The sequence below is a fragment of the Marinibaculum pumilum genome, from assembly GCF_042646425.1.
Classification (GTDB): domain Bacteria; phylum Pseudomonadota; class Alphaproteobacteria; order Ferrovibrionales; family Ferrovibrionaceae; genus Marinibaculum; species Marinibaculum pumilum.
Genome location: NZ_JBHRTR010000028.1, coordinates 656267 through 674163, shown reverse-complemented (window position 1 = coordinate 674163; position 17897 = coordinate 656267). Strand labels below are relative to the sequence as shown.

Here is a 17897-nt window from a genome sequence, read left to right as displayed (position 1 = left end):
CCCTACCCCTGCCCGCGCTCCAGCAGCGCCTGGGCGGCGGCGGTGTGCTTGTCCAGCAGGTAATAGTCCAGGGTGCGGGTCAGTGCCTCGCGGATCGGGGTCGACGGCTTCCAGCCGGTGCGTTCGCCGATACGGGCGATGGACGGCACGCGGACCTGGATGTCCTGGTAGCCCTTGCCGTAATAGCCCTCCGCCTCCACGGGCACGAGCTTCACCGTGTCGCGCACATCCTCGAACCCCGGATAGGCGGCGATCAGGTCGATCAGTTCCTCTGCCAGCGCTTTGATGGAAAGCTCGTTCTTCGGGCTGCCGATGTTGAAGATCTGGCCGTCGGCGCAGCCGTCCCTGTTCTCGATCAGCCGCATCAGCGCGTCCACCGCATCATCGATGAACAGGAAGCAGCGCCGCTGCGCGCCGCCGTCGACCAGGTAGATGTCGGAGCGGCGGATGATATTGCCGATGAACTGGGTCAGCACCCGCGACGATCCCTCCTTCGGCGCCCAGATATTGTCCAGGCGCGGGCCGATCCAGTTGAACGGCCGGAACAGGGTGAAGGGCAGGCCGTCGCGCTGGCCATAGGCATAGATCACCCGGTCCAGCAGCTGCTTGGAGCAGGCATAGATCCAGCGCTGCATGCGGATCGGCCCCATCACCAGGGCGGTCTCCTCCTCGTCGAACTCCGCGGCATCGCTCATGCCGTAGACTTCCGAGGTGGACGGGAACAGAACCCGCTTCTTGTAGCGCACGCAGTAGCGGATGACGTCGAGATTGGCCTCGAAATCCAGTTCGAACACGTCCAGCGGCCGTTCCACATAGGTGGCCGGCGTGGCGATGGCGACCAGCGGCATCACCAGGTCGCATTTCTTCACGTGGTACTCGATCCATTCCCGGTTGATCAGGATATCGCCTTCCACGAAGTGGAAGCGCGGATGCTCCAGGCAGGCGCCCAGCTTGTCGGACTGGATGTCCATGCCATAGATCTCCCAGTCCCGGTGGGCCAGGATATGTTCGCTGAGATTGCTGCCGATGAAGCCGTTGACGCCGAGAATCAGGATCTTGAGGGTCATGGGGCGAGGCGCCCTTTCGGAATGTGGTGGCCGCGTCGCGCGGCGGGTGATCGGACGGTCGCTCAGCCGCCGCCGCCGGGCGCGGCAGCCGGCCGGCGGGAGGGCAGCACGGTGCCGGCGGCAGGCGGCCGCGGGTCGCCGTCATCGGCCCAGCTCCAGTCCGCGACCTCCAGGATGCCGCCCCCGGTTACCACGCGGAACGGATTGGTGGAAAGCACCAGGCCGGGCGCGCCCTCCACCGGCAGCAGTTCGTGCTGCGCCGGTCGGATGCTCTTCCAGATCATCAGCCGGCGGCCACCGTCCTCATCCGTACCTTCCCCAGCCGGCACGTCGCTGAAGGCGCCGGGAAAGGGCGGCGCCACGGCGCGGACCAGGTCGTGCACCGCGGTCGCCGGCTGCCGCCAGTCGATGCGGCCATCCTCCGGCCCGCGGCCGCCGAAGGTGGTGGCCTGCGCCTCGTCCTGCACCTGCAGCGGCGGGGTGCCGGCCAGCAGCGCCGGCAGCTGCCGGGTCAGCACCGTCACGGCGGCCGGCACCAGTTTCTGCATCACCTCGTAGGCGGTCTCGTCAGGGTCGATCGGCACCGCCTCGGTATCCACGATCCGGCCCGCATCGGCGCGGCCGACCATCTCGTGCAGGGTGACGCCGGTCCGGCTCTCGCCATGCAGCACCGCCCAGTTCACCGGCGCCCGGCCGCGATACCTGGGCAGCAGCGAGCCGTGCATGTTGAAGGCACCCAGCTGCGCCGTCCGCAACAGACGCATCGGGATCATGCGGCGATAGTAGAAGGACAGGACCAGGTCCGGCGCCGCCGCCTGCAGCGCCTGCTCCACCGCGCGGCCCTGGGCGATCTCCGCCGTCTCGGTGGCGATGCCGTGCGCCCGCGCCAGCTCCGCGACCGAGGGGAACCAGCGGGTCTCCCCCGGATCGTCCTCGTGGGTCACCACCAGGGCCGGCGCGGCACCGGCCTCGATCAGCGCCTTGACGCAGGCATGGCCGACCGCACTGTAGGCGAAGGCGGCGATGCGCGGGCCGGTCATGGTCCCGCCTCCTCCGGACCGGCCCCCTCCGGGTCGGTCCAGCGGTGCCCGGCCTCCTCCGTGCGGTCGTGCAGCGCGCGGACGGAATAGCGCGGCCGGCGGCGCACCTCGACATAGATGCGGCCGACATATTCGCCGACGATGCCGAGTCCGGTGATCACCACGCCGACCAGGAAGAACAGGATGCCGAACAGGGTGAAGAGGCCTTCCGCCTCCGGCCCGATGAAGATCCGCCGCAGCGCCAGGTAGGCGACCAGCAGCAGCGAGGCGCCGGACACCGCCATGCCGAACAGGGTGAAGACCTGCAGCGGCACCAGGCTGAAGCCGGTCATCAGGTCGAAGTTCAGGCGGATCAGCTTGTACAGGTTGTACTTCGATTCCCCGGCGGCGCGGGCAGCATGCGCCACCTCCACCTCGGCCGGCCGGGCGGCGAAATACTGCGCCAGCGCCGGGATGAAGGTCGAGGTCTCGCCCGAGGCCACGATCCGCTCGACGACGGAGCGCGAATAGGCGCGCAGCATGCAGCCCTGGTCGCGCATGGCGATGTTCGTGGTCACCGCCCGGATGCGGTTGATCGCGCGCGAGGCATGGCGCCGGAAGAAGCTGTCCTGGCGCAGCGCGCGATAGCCGCCCACGGCATCATGTCCGGCATCGGTCAGCGCCAGCAGCTTCGGGATCTCCTCCGGCGGGTTCTGCAGGTCGGCGTCGATGGTGACGATCGTGCGGCCCCGGCAATGCTCGAAGGCCGCCATGATCGCCATGTGCTGGCCGTAGTTGCGGTCGAAGTCGATCACCCTCACCACGTCCGGGCGTTCGTCCACGAAGCCGCGCAGGATCGCTGCCGAGGCATCGGCGGAGCCGTCGTTGGTGAAGATCACCTCATAGGACCGGCCCAGCCCGTCCATCACCGCCAGCAGCCGGCCCTTCAGCGGCGCCAGGTTTTCCTCCTCGTTGAACACCGGCACGACGACGGAGATATCGCGGCTGGCCGGCGGCAGGCGGGCCGGGGGCAGATGCCCGGGCAGGTCGGGGCCTTCGACGGCGGCCATTCTCACTGCGCCCCGCGTGCGAAAATGTCGTCCATCGCCTCGACCACCCGGTCCTGCTCCGCCTCCGTCATCGCCGGAAAGAGCGGCAGGCTGACGATATTGGCGCCGGCATCCTCGGCATGCGGGAAGGATCCGGGGCCGGTGCCCAGCAGCTCGCGGTAATAGGCGAACAGGTGCGCCGCCTGGTAGTGCAGGCCGGTGCCGATGTTCCGCGCCTTCATCGCCGCCATGAAGGCGGCGCGGTCCATGCCGGCCCGCTCCGGCTCCAGCACGACGACGAACAGATGCCAGGCATGGTCGTGCGGATAGTCCGGCACCGCCTGCAGGCGCAGCTGCGGCCAGCCGGCCAGGCAGGCCCGGTAGCGCATCGCCAGTTCCTTGCGGCGGGCGTTGAAGCCATCCAGCGCCGGCAGCTGGTGCAGGCCGAGCGCCGCCTGCATGTCCAGCATGTTGAATTTGAAGCCCGGCGCGACGACGTCGTATTCCTGGCTGCCCGCCTTGGTGAAGCGATTGAACGCCTCCCGGTCGATGCCGTGGAAGCGCAGCCGCGCGATCCGCTGCGCCAGCGCCTGGTCGGTGGTGGCGACGGCGCCGCCCTCCCCCGTCGTCATGTTCTTGTTCGGATGGAAGGAGAAGACCTGGCTGTCGCCAAAGCTGCCGATCCGGCGGCCGCGATAGCCGGCGCCGATGGCATGGGCGGCATCCTCGATCACCCTTATGCCGCGCGACAGCGCCATCTCGTACAGCGGGTCCAGGTCCACCGGCAGGCCGGCGAAATGCACCGGCATGATCGCCCGGGTCTTCGGCCCCACCGCCTTTTCCACCGCGTCCAGGTCGATGTTCAGGGTCGCCGGGTCGATATCCGCCAGCACCGGCCGGCCGCCGGCATGGACGATGGTGTTCAGCGAGGCGGCAAAGGTCAGCGGGGTGGTGATCACCTCGTCGCCTGGCTGCAGGTCCAGCGCCGCCAGCGCCAGGTGCAGGCCGGCGGTGGCCGAGGACAGGCAGGCGACATGCGGCGCCCCCAGATAGTCGGCCAGCGCCGCCTCGAAACGGGCGGTGCGCGGCCCGGTGGTGATCCAGCCCGATTCGAGGCAGTCGACCACCTCGGCGATCGCCTCCGCCGACAGGCTGGGGCGCGAGAAGGGCAGGAAGGGCAGGTCGGAGCTTTCCGTCACGTCAGGCCATCAGCTGCGGGAAATCAGGACGACACCAAGGATGATCACGGCGATGCCGGCGATGCGTGTCGGGTTCAGGTCCTCGCCGAACCAGGTCGCCGCCGCCACCGCGGCAACGATGTAGCCGATGCTGAGCATCGGATAGGCGATGCTGACATCGACCCGGCTCAGCGCCACGATCCAGACGCCGACGCTGATCACGTAGCAGAACAGGCCCAGCCAGATATAGGGGTTCAGCGCCGCGGACAGGCCGGCGGCCCAGATCTCCCCCGGGGCCAGGGCGATCGGACCCAGGATGCGGGCGCCCTGCTTCAGCGCCAGCTGGCCGCCGGCATTCAGCATCACCCCCAGCAGCACCAGGGCGATGTTGGTCCAGAAGGCAGGCTGCAGGCTGGCGGTCACGGGTCCGGCGACCTTCTCGGCTCGGGCGGGTCGGGCGGGCGGATCGATACGGCCGGGTCGGCCGGCACCGATCGGTCCGGATGGCCGCGCTTATAGTGGCCCTGCCCGAAAACGCAATCCGCCCGGGATCTTGCCGAACCGGCCACCGGGCCGGCGGCGTTGCGGTTCGCGGCGACGGCGGCCACGATCCCGCCCAGGAATGGCCCAGTTATCCGCTCTTTCGGGACCGACGCTGAGGCATGAACGAGGGCTTACGCCAGGCAGGGGAGGACATGGCATGGCGAACGACTTCACCCGGCGGATCTCGGAAGGCTTCGTGGAGAACCCGGAGGGGGATATCCGCAATGTGGAAGGCGCGCCCGGCTGGGTGGAACTGGTGACTGCCGATCCGGACGCCGCCTGCACCTTCCTGACCGCCACCCTGGGCTGGACGTTCCGCCGGCTGGACATCCCCGATGTGGACTACCGCCTGGGTCTTGCCCACGGCCAGCCGGTCGGCGGGGTCCTGCAGATGCCGCCGGAAGGGCCGCAGAGCCCGCAATGGAACACCTATTTCGCGGTCGCCGACCTGGACGAAGCGGTGGCGGCGGCCGAACAGGCCGGCGCCACCCTGCGCTTTCCGAAGACAGCGGTGCCGGGCATCGGCCGCTTCGCCGGCGTCACCCACCCGTCCGGCGGGCAGGTCATGCTGGGCGAGTATGAGAAGCCGATGGGGACGATCTTCTAGCGGTCACCCGCTCAGTCCAGGAACTCCCGCACCATCGCGATCTGATCGTCGGTGTTCAGCGGCGGGACATGGCCGTAGCCGTCCAGCTCCGTCATCCGGCAGGCGGCATTGCGCGCCACCATGGCGTCGGCGACCGGCTTCGGCAGCACGTCGGACTGCGCCCCGCGCACCAGCAGGATCGGGCAGTCGATCGCCTCGAACGCGGCCCAGTTGTCGAACTCGCCCGGATCGCCGGCGAACTGGCTCACGATCTTCGGGTCGTAGTGCAGGGTCACCCGGCCGTCGTCGAGCCGGCGGGCGGAGGTGGTGGCCATGCGCCGCCAGAAGCTGTCCGGATTCGGGCCGAACGGGGTATAGGCGGCGCGCAGCCAGTCCTCCAGCTCCCGCATCGTGTCGAGGATCGGCGGATTGCCGACATAGGTGACGATGCGCTCGGCGGCGGCCTGCGGCAGTTCCGGGCCGATATCGTTCAGCAGCAGGTGGCTGATCCGCTTGCGGGCGTGGCCGCCGGCCAGGGTCATGCCGATCAGACCGCCCATCGAGGTGCCGATCCAGCGCGCCTGCTCCACGCCGAAGGCATCCAGCATGGCCAGGGCCGTCTCCGCATAAACCTGCAGGCAATAGTCGCGGTCGCGATCCCGCGCCCACTGGCTGAGACCGCGGCCGATGGTGTCGGGACAGAGCACCCGGTAGCGGTCCGAAAGGGCCGTGGCCAGTTCGTCGAAATCCCGCCCGGTACGGGCCAGGCCATGCCACATGACCAGAGCCTCGCCGCGTTCCGGCCCCCAGGCGGAGACATGCATTTCATGGCCGGCGGCGGTGACGAACAGCGATTCCCGGGCCATGGCGATTGCTCCATCTCGATCTTCCCCGGCGGCACCCGGTGGCTTGGCACGGGACCGGCCTTCCCGGCCGCCTGGCATCATAGTGCGGCCATGGCCGCGGGCCAGCACCGTGGCCGTCACCCCGCTCGGGCCGGGGCCGCTCGCCAGCCGGCAGCGGATGCGATAGGCTTCGCCCGGGGCCGAGAACGACAAGCAAACCATCCACAGGGAGGACGGCCCCTGGTCCGGAAGGGCGGCGGAAGCATCGTCGCCCCCGACGGATCGCGACAGGCATCGGCGCCTGCAATCCGCTGCCCGCAATCGGCCGCCGCATGCCGTCGGCGGTCACGGGCAGCCCGGTGGCACCGACATCCTCCCTGTATGCAAGCGTCTGGGCATCGCACGGCGTGGACCTGCGATGAACGTTGAATCTAGGGAGGAATGCCATGAAGGCACGGATTCTGACCATCGCCGCGGCAGCGGCCATGCTGGCACTGCCCGCCGGCGCCTGGGCGGACGACGCCAAGCTGCCGCCGCAGGTGGTCTGGACCGCCTACGATACCGGTTCCAGCGGCTTCAACCAGGTCGTCGCCTATGGCAAGGCGCTGAAGGAGGCGCAGGGCACCGACATCCGCGTGCTGCCGGGATCCAACGACATCTCCCGGATGACCCCGCTGAAGACCGGTCGGGCGCAGTTCTCCGCGATGGGCGTCGGCTCGTTTTTCGCGCAGGAAGGCATGGACGTCTTCGCGGCCAAGGGCTGGGGCCCGCAGCGCATCTGCATGCTGGGCTCGGTGGTCTCCGGAAACGCCATCGCGGTCGGCGTGGCCGGCGATATCGGCGTGAAGAACTATTCCGACCTGAAGGGCAAGCGGATCGTCTGGGTGGTCGGCTCCGCCGCGCTGAACACCAACATGGAGGCCTTCCTCGCCTTTGCCGGCCTGACCTGGGACGATGTCGAGAAGGTCGAGTTCTCCGGCTACGGCGCCTCCTGGAAAGGCCTGATCGGCAACCAGGCCGATGCGGCCATCGCCTCCACCATCTCCGGCGTGACCCGCGAGCTGGAGGCCTCGCCCCGCGGCATCATCTGGCCGCCGGTGCCGCATGACGATGCCGAGGGCTGGAAGCGGATGCAGGCCGTGGCCCCCTACTACACCCGCCATGTGGCGACCGAGGGCTCGGGCGGCATCTCCAAGGAGAATCCGCTGCAATCCGCCAGCTATCCCTATCCGATCATGATCGCCTACGACACGCAGAAGCCGGAGCTGGTCTACGGCACGGTGAAGTCGATGTACGAGCTGGCCGACAAGTACAAGGACGGCGCGCCGGGTGCCGACGGCTGGGCGCTCGACAAGCAGACCATGGACTGGGTGCTGCCGTTCTGCTCCGCCACCATCGACTATTTCAAGGAGGCCGGCGTCTGGAACGACGACCTGCAGAAGCACAACGATGCGAACGTGCACCGGCAGGACGTGCTGCAGAAGGCCTGGGAGGCGTTCATGGCGACCGACCCGGCGGAGGAGGACTATGCCACGCGCTGGGTGAAGATGCGGGCCGAGGGGCTGGATGCCGCGGGCCTGAACCCGATCTGGCGGCAATAGCCGGCGGCCCACGCCGGCAACAGAGAGGCCCCGCCCGCGCAAGCGGCGGGACATGAGCGACAGCGGGGCGCCCCCCAGCCTGCCAGGCCGAATCTGGCCCAGGCCGAGGGGGCGGGGGGCGCCCCGGCCTGTCGCACCCCCTAGCGACCTGCCCCCCGCCTGTCTCCTGCCGGGGGAAGCGGGCTCCGCCGGAAAGGCCGTACCGGTGTCCTCCACGGGTTCTCCATTGGATTCCGCCCCCGATACCGCCCCCGACAGCGACAGGGCGGAACCGGCGGTCGCGGCGGAGCGGCTGCGTCAGCTGCCGCCGTTCTGGTCGGTGCTGTGCCGCATCGTCGCCGTCCTGGTGATCGCACTGGCGGTCAACCAGCTGCACAACTTCAACCTGGGCGGCGCGCTGGTCCTGCTCGACAACCAGTACCAGCTGCTGCTGCTGGCCTTCCTGCTGCCCTTCGCCTTCATCATCTGGCCGGCCGGTAAGCGCCCGGGCAGATATCCGCCGATCTGGGACATCGCGCTGGCGGCCCTGTCCTTCGCGATGCTGGCCTACCTGTCCTGGCGCGGGCGCGACATCGTCGACGGCGGCTGGGAATATTCGATCCCGCCGGACGAGACCCTGGTGCTGGTGATCTGCGTCGCGCTCTGGCTGCTGGTGCTGGAGGCGCTGCGCCGGGTCGGCGGCCTGGTGATCACGGCGATCGTGGCGATCTTCTCGCTCTACCCGCTGCTCGCGGAGTTCGCGCCGGGGCCGTTCTTCTCCATGTCGGTGTCCTGGCAGGACACCGCCGCCTACCACCTGCTCTCGACCGAGAGCATGTTCGGCATTCCGATGCGCGCCTTCGCCGCGCTGGTGATCGGCTTCCTGATCTTCGGCGCCGCCCTGCAGCATACCGGCGCCGGCGCCTTCTTCATCGACATGGCCTTCGCCCTTTTCGGCCATGTCCGCGGCGGCGCCGCCAAGGTGGCGATCTTCGCCTCCGGCCTGCTGGGCTCGATGAGCGGCTCGGTGATCACCAACGTGCTGACCACCGGCTCGATGACGATCCCGGCGATGAAACGGACCGGCTTCTCCCCCGCCTTCGCCGGCGGGGTGGAGACCTGCGCCTCCACCGGCGGCGTGCTGATGCCGCCGGTGATGGGCGCCACCGCCTTCGTCATGGCGACCTTCCTGAACGTCCCCTATATCGAGATCGCCGCCGCCGCCGCGGTGCCCTCGGTGCTGTACTATTTCGGCCTGTTCATGCAGATCGACGCCTATGCGGCGCGCAACCGCATGAAGGGCATGCCGCGGGCCGAACTGCCCAGCGCCCGGAAGGTCTTCAGGCAGGGCTGGCACTACCTGGCGGTCTTCATCCTGCTGATCTGGATGCTGGTCTTCCTGAAGCAGGAGGCGCTGGCACCGTTCTACGCCACCGGCCTGCTGCTGGTGATCAACCAGGTGATGCCCTACCACCGCTGGAACTGGGGCGACCTGTGGCGCTTCCTCTCCGCGGTGACCCGGCTGTTCGTGGAGATCGGCGTTCTGCTGGCCGGTGTCGGCATGATCGTCGGCGCGATGTCGATGACCGGGGTCACCGGGTCGTTCGCCAACTCGCTGCTGCACCTGGCCGGCAATTCGCCGCTGGTGCTGCTGCTGATGGGGGCGCTGACCAGCTTCGTGCTGGGCATGGGGATGACGGTGACCGCCTGCTACATCTTCCTGGCGGTGCTGCTGGCGCCGGCCCTGGTGCAGGTGGGCCTGGACCAGATGGGCGTGCACCTGTTCATCATGTACTGGGGCATGCTGTCCTTCATCACCCCGCCGGTGGCGCTGGGCGCCTTCGCCGCCGCCAGCCTGGCCGGCACCGACCCGATGCGCACCGGCTTCGAGGCGATGCGGCTGGGCTCCATCATCTACATCATCCCGTTCTTCTTCGTGCTGAACCCGGCGCTGATCCTGGTCGGCCACTGGACCGTGGTGGTGGAAGTGATCGCCAGCGCCCTGCTCGGCATCCTGCTGATCGCGGCCGCCCTGCAGGGCCACATGATCGGCATCGGCTCGATGATCCGCCGCCACCTGCTGGACTGGCCGGCGCGGGCGCTCCTTGTGGCCGGCGGGCTGCTGCTGGCGGCACCCGGCGGGCTGGGCCTGGGCCTGTCGAACATCGATTATGCGATCGCCGGCATCCTGGTCGGCGGCTGCGGCATCGGCGCGGCCTGGTTCGCAAACCGGGGGACGGTGGCCAAGGGCGCCTGACGACGGGCGCCTGACAAAGGGCGCCTGGCGAAGGGCGCCTGGTGGGCACCTGCCGGACCGACGCGACAGCGCGGCTTGCTTTCCAGGCGGCAATGCGGCCAAGTGGCCAGCATACGCAAGGAAACAATGCCGCAGCCCGGAGGCCCATGCCCATGTCCCTGCCCCCGCCCACCAAGGACGACATCCTCTCCCTCGCCGCCGAACTCGGCCTGGAGGTCGCGGAGGGCGATGCCGAGGCCTATCGCGAAGCGATCGCCGGCGTCCTGCCGGCCTATGACGCGATGAGCGCCTTCGCTGCGGAGCAGGCCCCGCCGGATCCGGGCGCGGGTCGCCGCCACTGGCTGCCCACGCCGACCGACAATCCGCTGAATGCCTGGGCGGTGCGCTGTGCCGTCCGGGAGCGCCAGGACGGCCGCCTCGCCGGACGGCGGGTGGCGATCAAGGACAGCGTGATGGTGGCCGGCGTGCCCATGGCGAACGGCTCCAACATCCTGGACGGCTATGTGCCGCGCAGCGATGCCACGATCGTGCGGCGCCTGCTGGACGAGGGCGCGGAGATCGCCGGCAAGACCACCTGCGAATATCTCTGCCTGTCCGGCGGCAGCCATACCAGCTGGACCGGCCCGGTGGGCAATCCGCGCAAGCCCGACCATACCACCGGCGGCTCCTCCTCCGGCAGCGCGGCGGTGGTAGCGGCGGGCGAGGTCGACCTGGCGATCGGCGCCGACCAGGCCGGCTCGATCCGCATGCCGGCCTCCTTCTCCGGCATCGTCGGGCTGAAGCCGACCTGGGGCCTGGTGCCCTATACCGGCTGCGCACCGATCGAGAGCACCTTCGACCATGTCGGGCCGATGACCGCGACGGTGGCGGACAATGCCCTGCTGCTGGACGTGATCGCCGGGCCGGACGGCATCGACCCGCGCCAGGCCGGCGCGGTGAAGGGCGACTATCTGGGCGGGCTGTCCGCCGGCGTGAAGGGGATGCGCATCGGCGTGGTGACAGAGGGCTTCGGCATCGACGGCGCCGAGCCGGATGTCGATGCCGGCGTGCGCCGCGCGCTCGACACCCTGGCCCGCCTGGGCGCGGAGGTGACGGAGATCTCCCTGCCGCTGCATGCGCTGGGCGCCGCGATCTGGCTGCCGATCGGCACCGAGGGCCTGTCCCATACCCTGATGGAGGGCACCGGCTTCGGCGTCTCCAGGCTGGACGCCTATCCGACCGACCTGATGCAGTGGTACCACGACCGCCGCGGCGGCATGGCCAAGGCGCCGGCCAATGTGAAGACCTTCCTGATGCTGGCCCGGCATGTCATCCGCCAAGCCGGCTACGCCAAGTATGGCGAGGCGATCAATGCCGCCCGCAGCCTGCGCGCCGCCTATGATGCGGCGCTGAAGGATTGCGACCTGCTGGCGATGCCGACCACGCCGATGAAGGCGACGCCGCTGCCGCCGGCCGATGCCGGCCCGGCGGAGGTGATCCGGCGGGCCACCGAGATGTTCGCCAATACCTGTCCGTTCGACGTCACCCACCACCCGGCGATCAGCCTGCCTTGCGGCCTGTCCGACGGCCTGCCCATCGGCCTGATGCTGGTCGGCCGCCATTTCGACGAGGCGACCATCTACCGGGCGGCCGCAGCCTACGAAGGCACGGGGGAAGGGCTGGCGCCGCTGCCGGGCTGAGGCCCGGCTGGACGCATGGCGACATATGAGGGCCGCGATCCAGCCGGGATTCCGGCGACGATGGGTGGCTCCGGGCCCGCCCGGCCAACCGCCTGCCGCGAGGAGACAGACGCCGATGTTCCGTCGCCACGTCCTATGTCTGGTAGCAGGACTCCTGCTGTTTGGACCGGCCGCCGCTGACGCCCAGCCGGCGCCACGGACATTGACGATCGTAGTCACCAACCTCACCCTGGCGCCGATGACGGGCGGCGGCGCCAATGTCCAGGCCGGCCACCGGATCGGCAACGACCAGCTGGCCGCCGGCCGGACCATCCGGGTCGAACAGTCCGCCCGCACCACGACCGCCAGCGACGAACAGACGGGCCTGATCGCCGGCAGCGCCGAGATCGTCACCGCCCGGGGGGTCGTTTCCCTGGTCTGGACCTGGGCGGAAGGCAACAGCCCGACGGTCGACGTCCAGCCCCCCGACGGCCTGACGGCCGAAGTGAAGCAGGTCGACGGCGGAACGGACTCGGCAACCTATGAGATTGGCCTGAAATGACCCATGCGCAGCCGCGTCCTGCCCTGCTTCTGCTGCTCGCCACCGGAATTGCATTTCTTTCGGCCGGGCTGTCGCCCGCAGCCGCGCAGGGGGCGGAGCGCACGCTCAGGCTGGTCTTCATGAACGCGCAGCTTGCGGGAAGCGTCGAGGTGGTCGGGTCGCCCGAGATCGAGTCCGGGACGGTCCAGGGCGGCGATCCGCATATCCTGACGGCGCCGCTGCAACCCTACCTGCCGGTGGAAGTCACCTTCGCCAGCAGCAGCGCCGCGGATCCCGCCATCGCCGGATCCGCGGAATTCACCACCTTCCACGGCGTGAAGACGATCACCTGGTCCTGGCCGGGACCGGCCGCGGAACCCAAGGTGACCGGCTTCGCCGACAGCGGCAGCGGGCCGGACATCAGGCAACTGGACCTCGGACCGTACTCCGCCCGCTACATGGTCGAGTTCAGATAGCCGTCCTCAGGGCCTGCCGGCGGCGACCAGCGCGTCCGCCAGGGCGGCGGGGTTGGAAAACATCACCTCGTGGCTGCCATGCAGCTGCACCAGGCGGCAGGGCGCGATGCGCTGGTACATGCGCGGGAAGAAGCCCCATTCGCCGATCGGGAAGACCGTGTCCTCCATCGGATTGATGTAGCTCTTCGGCACTTCCAGCGCGGCGAAGGCGGAGAGGTCGACCTTGTCCGTCACCGGGCCGAACGGTTCCGGGCAGAGTTCGTCATGGGCCGTCTTCGCCAGCGCCTCGTCGGCATCGCCGATGAAGCCGTCGCGCCAGATCGGCCAGGGCGGGAACACCGTGTTGTCGCCGGAGGCCTCCGCCATCGCGCGGAAGGCGCCGGCATAGTCCGGCGGCACGGCATCCAGGATCGAACCGCCGTCGGGTGCCAACAGCGGCGAGATGAAGACCAGGCGGGCGAGCCGCGGCGCCAGGCGCTCCGCCGCCTTCGCGACCACCGTGCCGCCGGCGCTGTGGCCGACCAGCACGATGCCCTTCAGGTCCGCCGCCTCCACCTCGGCGCAGAGGCCGTTGACCATGTCCATCAGGCCGATATCGGTGCGCGCGCCCTCGCCGCGGCCGGCCAGTGTGGGTGCCAGCACCCTGTGCCCGGCCGCCGTCAGGCGCGCGGAAACGTGGCGCCAGCCGGCGCCCGTATGCCAGGAGCCATGCACCAGGACGAATTGCAGGCCGCTTGCCGCCTCTGCCATCTTCGGACCTTCCCCGTTGCGGATGTCGATCCGGGCAGCCTAGCCGGCCGCGGCGCCGCGGTCTTAGGCGCGGCTCACGAAGATTTCGGTGCGCCGCATTTAGCCTGGCGCAGGGCGCTGGGGGCAAGGCCGTAGCGCCGGCGGAAGGCTGTGGAGAAGCTGCCCACATGCCGGTAGCCGACCGCCTCCGCCACCGCGCCGACCGGCAGTCCGTCCTGCAGCAGCAGCCAGGCGGCATCCAGGCGCTTCTCCGCCAGGTAGTCGCTCATCGAGCGGTCGTGCAGGTGGCGGAAGCCGTAGCTCAGCTTGTTGCGATTCAGCCCGACGGCCCGCGCCAGATCGGCAACCGCCGGCGGATCGGCGAAGCTGTCGTCCAGGATCGCGCGGGCGCGGGCGATCCGCGCCCTGTCGCCGTCGCGCAGCACGATACCGCCGGATGGGTCCTGCGGCGCCGCTAGAGCCTGCAGCGCGGTGCAGAGCAGTTCCTGCGCCTTGGCGCCGGCATAGACCCGTCGCAGGGCGCGGCGATAAGGCATGTGCAGCAGGTCGCCGACGGCCCGCAGCGCGGCCGGCGGCATCGCCATGCGGCGGAAGAAGAAGCCGTCGGGAAGGCCCGGCAGGCCGGCCAGCGCCTCATGCCGGGACAGCGCCTCCCGCCGCACCGACATGGTGACGCAGACGGAGCGCGCGCCGCCACCGATCCGGTGCAGGCAGGGCAGCCCCACCGGCTGGTGGAAAATGCGCAGCTCCTGGCCGCGCAGGTCGTAGCGGCCGTAATCGGCGAAGTCGAAGCTGGCGGTGGCGTCGAGGCAGAAGTTGAAGCGGACCCAGTCCTCGCCGCGATAGCCGATGGCGCCGTCGGCGCGCCAGAAGCAGTCGCTGACCATCAGGTTGAAGTCCGGATCGATCTCGATGAACTCGACCCGGCCGGCGCCGGCCGTATCGTCGAAGACCACCTGCACCGCCGCCGGATCGTCGCCGTCCTCGGCAGCCCCGGCGAACAGGCCGGCACGCAGGGCCGCACCGTTGCGGTCCAGCGAGACCAACGGCACGGCATCGGCATCCAGCGCGACCGCTGCGGTCATGACCTCCCTCCCCGCCCCGTTTCGAAGGGCCAAAGGGTGGTCTGTCCGACCAGGTCCGTCAATCGGCCAGGCCCGTCAATCGGCCGGACTCAGTCGCCTTCCGCCGGCCGGTGCGCCGTCCCCTGTGGCATGCCTGCCGGCCCGTCCGCCGCCTCCCGCTCCTCCTCCCGCACCTTGCGCCCGCCGACCAGCCGCATCACGAAGGCGAAGAAGGCCGGCACGAACAGCAGGGCCAGGATGGTGGCGGAGATCATGCCGCCCAGCACGCCGGTGCCGATGGCGTTCTGGCTGCCGGCGCTGGCGCCGGTGGCGATCGCCAGCGGCGTCACGCCGAGGGAGAAGGCGAGAGAGGTCATCAGAATGGGGCGGAAGCGCAGGCGCGCCGCCTCCTTCGTCGCCGCCCAGACGGTCATGCCCTCGGCCCGCAGGTCCTTCGCGAACTCGATGATCAGGATCGCGTTCTTCGCAGACAGGCCGATGATCGCGATCAGCCCGACGGTGAAATAGACGTCGTTGGGCATGTCCCTCAGGGTCACCGCGGCGACCGAGCCGATCACCCCCAGCGGCACCACCAGGATCACCGCGAAGGGGATCGACCAGCTTTCATACAGCGCCGCCAGCAGCAGGAAGACGAAGATCACCGAGAGCGCCAGCAGATAGGGCGCCTGGTCGCCGGATTCGATCTCCTGCAGGGACTGGCCGGTCCATTCGTAGCCGAAGCCCGGCGGCAGGTCCTCCGCCAGCCGCTCCACCTCCGCGATCGCATCGCCGGAGGAATAGCCCGGCGCCGCCTGGCCGGAGATGCGGATCGCGGGATAGCCGTTATAGCCGACGATCTGCATCGGCCCGCGCTGCCAGTCCAGGCTGGCAAAGGCCGACAGTGGCACCATGCCGCCCTGCCCGTTGCGCACCGATAGGCGCATCAGGTCCTCCGGATCCATCCGGGCGCCGGCCTCCGCCTGCACGGTGACCCGCTGCATCCGGCCGGCATTGGGGAAGTCGTTGACGTAGGTCGAGCCCAGGCCGGTGGAGACGGTGGCGTTGATGTCGGCGAAGGTGACGCCGAAGGCGTTCGCCTTCTGCCGGTCGATGACCAGGTTCAGCTGCGGCGCGTCGGGCATGCCCGCCACCCGCACGCCGGTCAGGATCGGGCTGGCCCGCGCCGCGGCGACGAACTGGTCGCTTGCCTCCTGCAGCGCCTGCTGGCCGCGCCCGGTGCGGTCCTGCAGGCGGAAGTCGAAGCCGGAGGAGGAGCCCAGGCCGCGGATCGGCGGCGGCGACAGGCCGAAGACCCGCGCATCCCTGATGCCGAACAGCTGGCCGTTCGCGCGGCCGGCAATGGCGGATGCCGAATTCTCCGCCCCCCGCTCCGACCAGTCGCGCAGGGTGACGAAGGCCAGGGCCGCATTGTCGCCGCGCCCGGCGAAGCTGAAGCCCATCACCCCGACGACGCGCGACACCATGTCCTCCGCCAGGAAGATCTCCTCCACCTGCTTCACCACCTCCAGGGTGCGGCCGGAGGAGGATTCCGGCGGCGTCTGGATGTCGACCAGCAGATAGCCCTGGTCCTCGTTCGGCAGGAAGGCCGAGGGCAGCTGCATGAAGGCCCAGGCCAGGCCGGCGACCAGCGCCAGGTAGATCACCATGTAGCGGCCGGAGCGACGGACCACGCCGTGGACCATGCCGGTATAGCCGCGGGTCGTCCTGTCGAAGCCCCGGTTGAACCAGCCCATGGCGCCGCGGTGGCGGTCATGGCCGGGCTTCGGCGGCTTCAGGAAGGCGGCGCAGAGTGCCGGGGTCAACGACAGCGCCAGGAAGCCGGAGAACAGGATCGAGACCACCATCGTCAGGCTGAACTGCTGATAGATCACGCCGACCGCGCCGGGAAAGAAGGCCATCGGCACGAACACCGCAGTCAGCACCAGGGTGATGCCGACGATCGCGCCGGTGATCTGCGACATCGCCTTCAGGGTGGCCTCGCGCGGGCCCAGCCCCTCCTCCGACATGATGCGCTCCACATTCTCCACCACAACGATCGCGTCATCGACCAGGATGCCGATCGCCAGCACCATGGCGAACATGGTCAGCACGTTGATGGAGAAGCCCGCCGCCAGCAGCACGCTGCAGGTCCCCAGCAGCGCCACCGGCACGACGATCGTCGGGATGATCGTGTAGCGGAAGCTCTGCAGGAACAGCAGCATCACCAGGAAGACCAGGATCACCGCCTCGATCAGGGTGTGGATCACCTTCTCGATCGAGGCGTCGACGAACGGCGTGGTGTCGTAGGGGATGTCGTAGGTCACGCCTTCGGGGAAGAAGCGCGCCAGCTCCGCCATCCGCTCCTTGATGCCTTCCGCCGTCGACAATGCGTTCGCGGTCGGCGCCAGCTGCACGCCGATCGCCGCCGTCGGCTGACCGTTCAGGCGGGCATAATTGGCATAGGCCTCGCCGCCCATCTCCACACGTGCCACGTCGCGCAGCCGCACGGTGGAGCCGTCCGGGTTGGCGCGCAGCACGATATCGCCGAATTCCTGCGGCGAGGTCAGCTGCCCCTTCACCAGCACCGTCGCGGCGATCTGCTGCCCCGGCTCCGCCGGCCGGCTGCCGATGCGCCCGGCGGCCACCTGCGCATTCTGGGCCTGGATCGCCTGCACAACGTCGCCGGAGGTCAGGTTGAGGCCCAGCATCCGGTCCGGGTCCATCCAGATCCGCATCGCGCGGATGGTGCCGAACAGGGTGGCGCCGCCGACCCCGGGCACGCGGCGGATCTCTCCCATCACGTTGCGGTTGGCATAGTCGCCCAGCGCGATCGCGTCCATCGAGCCGTCGGTGGAGATCAGCGAGACCACCAGCAGCCAGCCGGTACCGGTCTGGTCGACCTGGATGCCCTGCTGGCGCACTGCCTGCGGCAGCCGCGCCTCGACCCGGCGGATGCGGCTCTGCACGTCGACGGAGGCCTGCGAGACCTCGGTTTCCGGCGTGAAGGTGACGGTGATCTGCACCCTGCCGGTGGTGTCGGAGGTGGACTCGAAATAGATCAGCCCCTCGATGCCGTTCAGCTCTTCCTCGATGGGGCGGGTGACGGCGGTGTAGATGTCCTCCGGCGAGGCGCCGGGATAGTAGGTGTTGATCGCGATCTGCGGCGGCGCGACGCTGGGATACTGCGCCACCGGCAGGAACGGGATCGCGATCAGGCCGGCCAGCATGATGAAGATCGCGATCACCCAGGCGAAGATCGGCCGGTCGATGAAGAAGGCAGGCAT

At 69.5% G+C, this 17897-nt stretch carries 15 protein-coding genes; 6 read left to right on the top strand and 9 right to left on the bottom strand.

Annotated features, from left to right (window positions below; all coding sequences use genetic code 11):
- Positions 1-2 precede the first annotated feature (2 nt).
- The 5 genes from ACFOGJ_RS15720 to ACFOGJ_RS15700 all read right to left on the bottom strand — a co-directional run bounded on the left by ACFOGJ_RS15720 (position 3) and on the right by ACFOGJ_RS15700 (position 4736).
- On the bottom strand, positions 3-1067 hold the full coding sequence (locus ACFOGJ_RS15720; protein ID WP_379902056.1) for a bifunctional UDP-4-keto-pentose/UDP-xylose synthase: 1065 nt from the start codon (positions 1065-1067) through the stop codon (positions 3-5).
- 62 nt (positions 1068-1129) lie between these two features.
- The gene (locus ACFOGJ_RS15715; protein ID WP_379902054.1) at positions 1130-2107 is read right to left on the bottom strand and encodes a formyltransferase; all 978 of its coding nucleotides are present in this window, start codon (positions 2105-2107) and stop codon (positions 1130-1132) included.
- On the bottom strand, positions 2104-3156 hold the full coding sequence (locus ACFOGJ_RS15710) for a glycosyltransferase (protein ID WP_379902052.1): 1053 nt from the start codon (positions 3154-3156) through the stop codon (positions 2104-2106). Before ACFOGJ_RS15710 ends, ACFOGJ_RS15715 begins: the two co-directional genes overlap by 4 nt.
- Before the next feature lie 2 nt (positions 3157-3158).
- Positions 3159-4334: a DegT/DnrJ/EryC1/StrS family aminotransferase gene (locus ACFOGJ_RS15705; RefSeq protein ID WP_379902050.1), complete on the bottom strand. Its 1176-nt coding sequence runs from the start codon at positions 4332-4334 to the stop codon at positions 3159-3161.
- Between the two features lie 9 nt (positions 4335-4343).
- Positions 4344-4736, bottom strand: a complete 393-nt coding sequence (locus ACFOGJ_RS15700) for an SMR family transporter (protein ID WP_379902048.1) — start codon at positions 4734-4736, stop codon at positions 4344-4346.
- Between the two features lie 277 nt (positions 4737-5013).
- Here ACFOGJ_RS15700 and ACFOGJ_RS15695 point away from each other — a divergent pair, with 277 nt between their 5' ends.
- The gene (locus tag ACFOGJ_RS15695; protein ID WP_379902046.1) at positions 5014-5463 is read left to right on the top strand and encodes a VOC family protein; all 450 of its coding nucleotides are present in this window, start codon (positions 5014-5016) and stop codon (positions 5461-5463) included.
- Positions 5464-5474: 11 nt separating this feature from the next.
- Here the strand turns inward: ACFOGJ_RS15695 and ACFOGJ_RS15690 are convergent, their stop codons facing one another.
- The gene (locus tag ACFOGJ_RS15690; protein ID WP_379902044.1) at positions 5475-6308 is read right to left on the bottom strand and encodes an alpha/beta fold hydrolase; all 834 of its coding nucleotides are present in this window, start codon (positions 6306-6308) and stop codon (positions 5475-5477) included.
- A 425-nt stretch (positions 6309-6733) separates the two neighbouring features.
- On the opposite strand from ACFOGJ_RS15690, the gene ACFOGJ_RS15685 reads away from it, so the two are divergent.
- From ACFOGJ_RS15685 to ACFOGJ_RS15665, 5 genes are all read left to right on the top strand, one after another.
- Complete coding sequence (locus tag ACFOGJ_RS15685) at positions 6734-7888, top strand: TAXI family TRAP transporter solute-binding subunit (RefSeq protein WP_379902042.1); 1155 nt, start codon at positions 6734-6736, stop codon at positions 7886-7888.
- Positions 7889-8114: 226 nt separating this feature from the next.
- A complete protein-coding gene (locus ACFOGJ_RS15680) occupies positions 8115-10124 on the top strand; it encodes a TRAP transporter permease (RefSeq protein ID WP_379902040.1) in 2010 nt (669 codons plus the stop codon).
- 152 nt (positions 10125-10276) lie between these two features.
- Positions 10277-11803, top strand: coding sequence for an amidase (locus ACFOGJ_RS15675; protein WP_379902038.1), 1527 nt, complete (start codon positions 10277-10279; stop codon positions 11801-11803).
- Positions 11804-11918: 115 nt separating this feature from the next.
- Positions 11919-12344: a hypothetical protein gene (locus ACFOGJ_RS15670; RefSeq protein WP_379902036.1), complete on the top strand. Its 426-nt coding sequence runs from the start codon at positions 11919-11921 to the stop codon at positions 12342-12344.
- Between the two features lie 119 nt (positions 12345-12463).
- Positions 12464-12799, top strand: a complete 336-nt coding sequence (locus tag ACFOGJ_RS15665; RefSeq protein WP_379902034.1) for a hypothetical protein — start codon at positions 12464-12466, stop codon at positions 12797-12799.
- A gap of 6 nt (positions 12800-12805) precedes the next feature.
- On the opposite strand, the gene ACFOGJ_RS15660 is transcribed toward ACFOGJ_RS15665, so the two are convergent.
- The 3 genes from ACFOGJ_RS15660 to ACFOGJ_RS15650 all read right to left on the bottom strand — a co-directional run bounded on the left by ACFOGJ_RS15660 (position 12806) and on the right by ACFOGJ_RS15650 (position 17897).
- Positions 12806-13549, bottom strand: coding sequence for an alpha/beta hydrolase (locus tag ACFOGJ_RS15660; RefSeq protein ID WP_379902032.1), 744 nt, complete (start codon positions 13547-13549; stop codon positions 12806-12808).
- Between the two features lie 74 nt (positions 13550-13623).
- A complete protein-coding gene (locus tag ACFOGJ_RS15655; protein ID WP_379902030.1) occupies positions 13624-14634 on the bottom strand; it encodes a helix-turn-helix domain-containing protein in 1011 nt (336 codons plus the stop codon).
- Positions 14635-14723: 89 nt separating this feature from the next.
- Positions 14724-17897, bottom strand: a complete 3174-nt coding sequence (locus ACFOGJ_RS15650) for a multidrug efflux RND transporter permease subunit (protein ID WP_379902028.1) — start codon at positions 17895-17897, stop codon at positions 14724-14726.

What these genes read in the sequence shown, in the direction of transcription:
- ACFOGJ_RS15695 (WP_379902046.1), top strand. Translation starts at nt 5,014, where the DNA reads ATGGCGAACGACTTCACCCGGCGGATCTCGGAAGGCTTCGTGGAGAAC.
- ACFOGJ_RS15720 (WP_379902056.1), bottom strand. Translation starts at nt 1,067, where the DNA reads ATGACCCTCAAGATCCTGATTCTCGGCGTCAACGGCTTCATCGGCAGC.
- ACFOGJ_RS15660 (WP_379902032.1), bottom strand. Translation starts at nt 13,549, where the DNA reads ATGGCAGAGGCGGCAAGCGGCCTGCAATTCGTCCTGGTGCATGGCTCC.
- ACFOGJ_RS15665 (WP_379902034.1), top strand. Translation starts at nt 12,464, where the DNA reads ATGAACGCGCAGCTTGCGGGAAGCGTCGAGGTGGTCGGGTCGCCCGAG.
- ACFOGJ_RS15650 (WP_379902028.1), bottom strand. Translation starts at nt 17,897, where the DNA reads ATGCCTGCCTTCTTCATCGACCGGCCGATCTTCGCCTGGGTGATCGCG.
- ACFOGJ_RS15685 (WP_379902042.1), top strand. Translation starts at nt 6,734, where the DNA reads ATGAAGGCACGGATTCTGACCATCGCCGCGGCAGCGGCCATGCTGGCA.
- ACFOGJ_RS15715 (WP_379902054.1), bottom strand. Translation starts at nt 2,107, where the DNA reads ATGACCGGCCCGCGCATCGCCGCCTTCGCCTACAGTGCGGTCGGCCAT.
- ACFOGJ_RS15690 (WP_379902044.1), bottom strand. Translation starts at nt 6,308, where the DNA reads ATGGCCCGGGAATCGCTGTTCGTCACCGCCGCCGGCCATGAAATGCAT.
- ACFOGJ_RS15675 (WP_379902038.1), top strand. Translation starts at nt 10,277, where the DNA reads ATGTCCCTGCCCCCGCCCACCAAGGACGACATCCTCTCCCTCGCCGCC.
- ACFOGJ_RS15710 (WP_379902052.1), bottom strand. Translation starts at nt 3,156, where the DNA reads ATGGCCGCCGTCGAAGGCCCCGACCTGCCCGGGCATCTGCCCCCGGCC.
- ACFOGJ_RS15655 (WP_379902030.1), bottom strand. Translation starts at nt 14,634, where the DNA reads ATGACCGCAGCGGTCGCGCTGGATGCCGATGCCGTGCCGTTGGTCTCG.
- ACFOGJ_RS15670 (WP_379902036.1), top strand. Translation starts at nt 11,919, where the DNA reads ATGTTCCGTCGCCACGTCCTATGTCTGGTAGCAGGACTCCTGCTGTTT.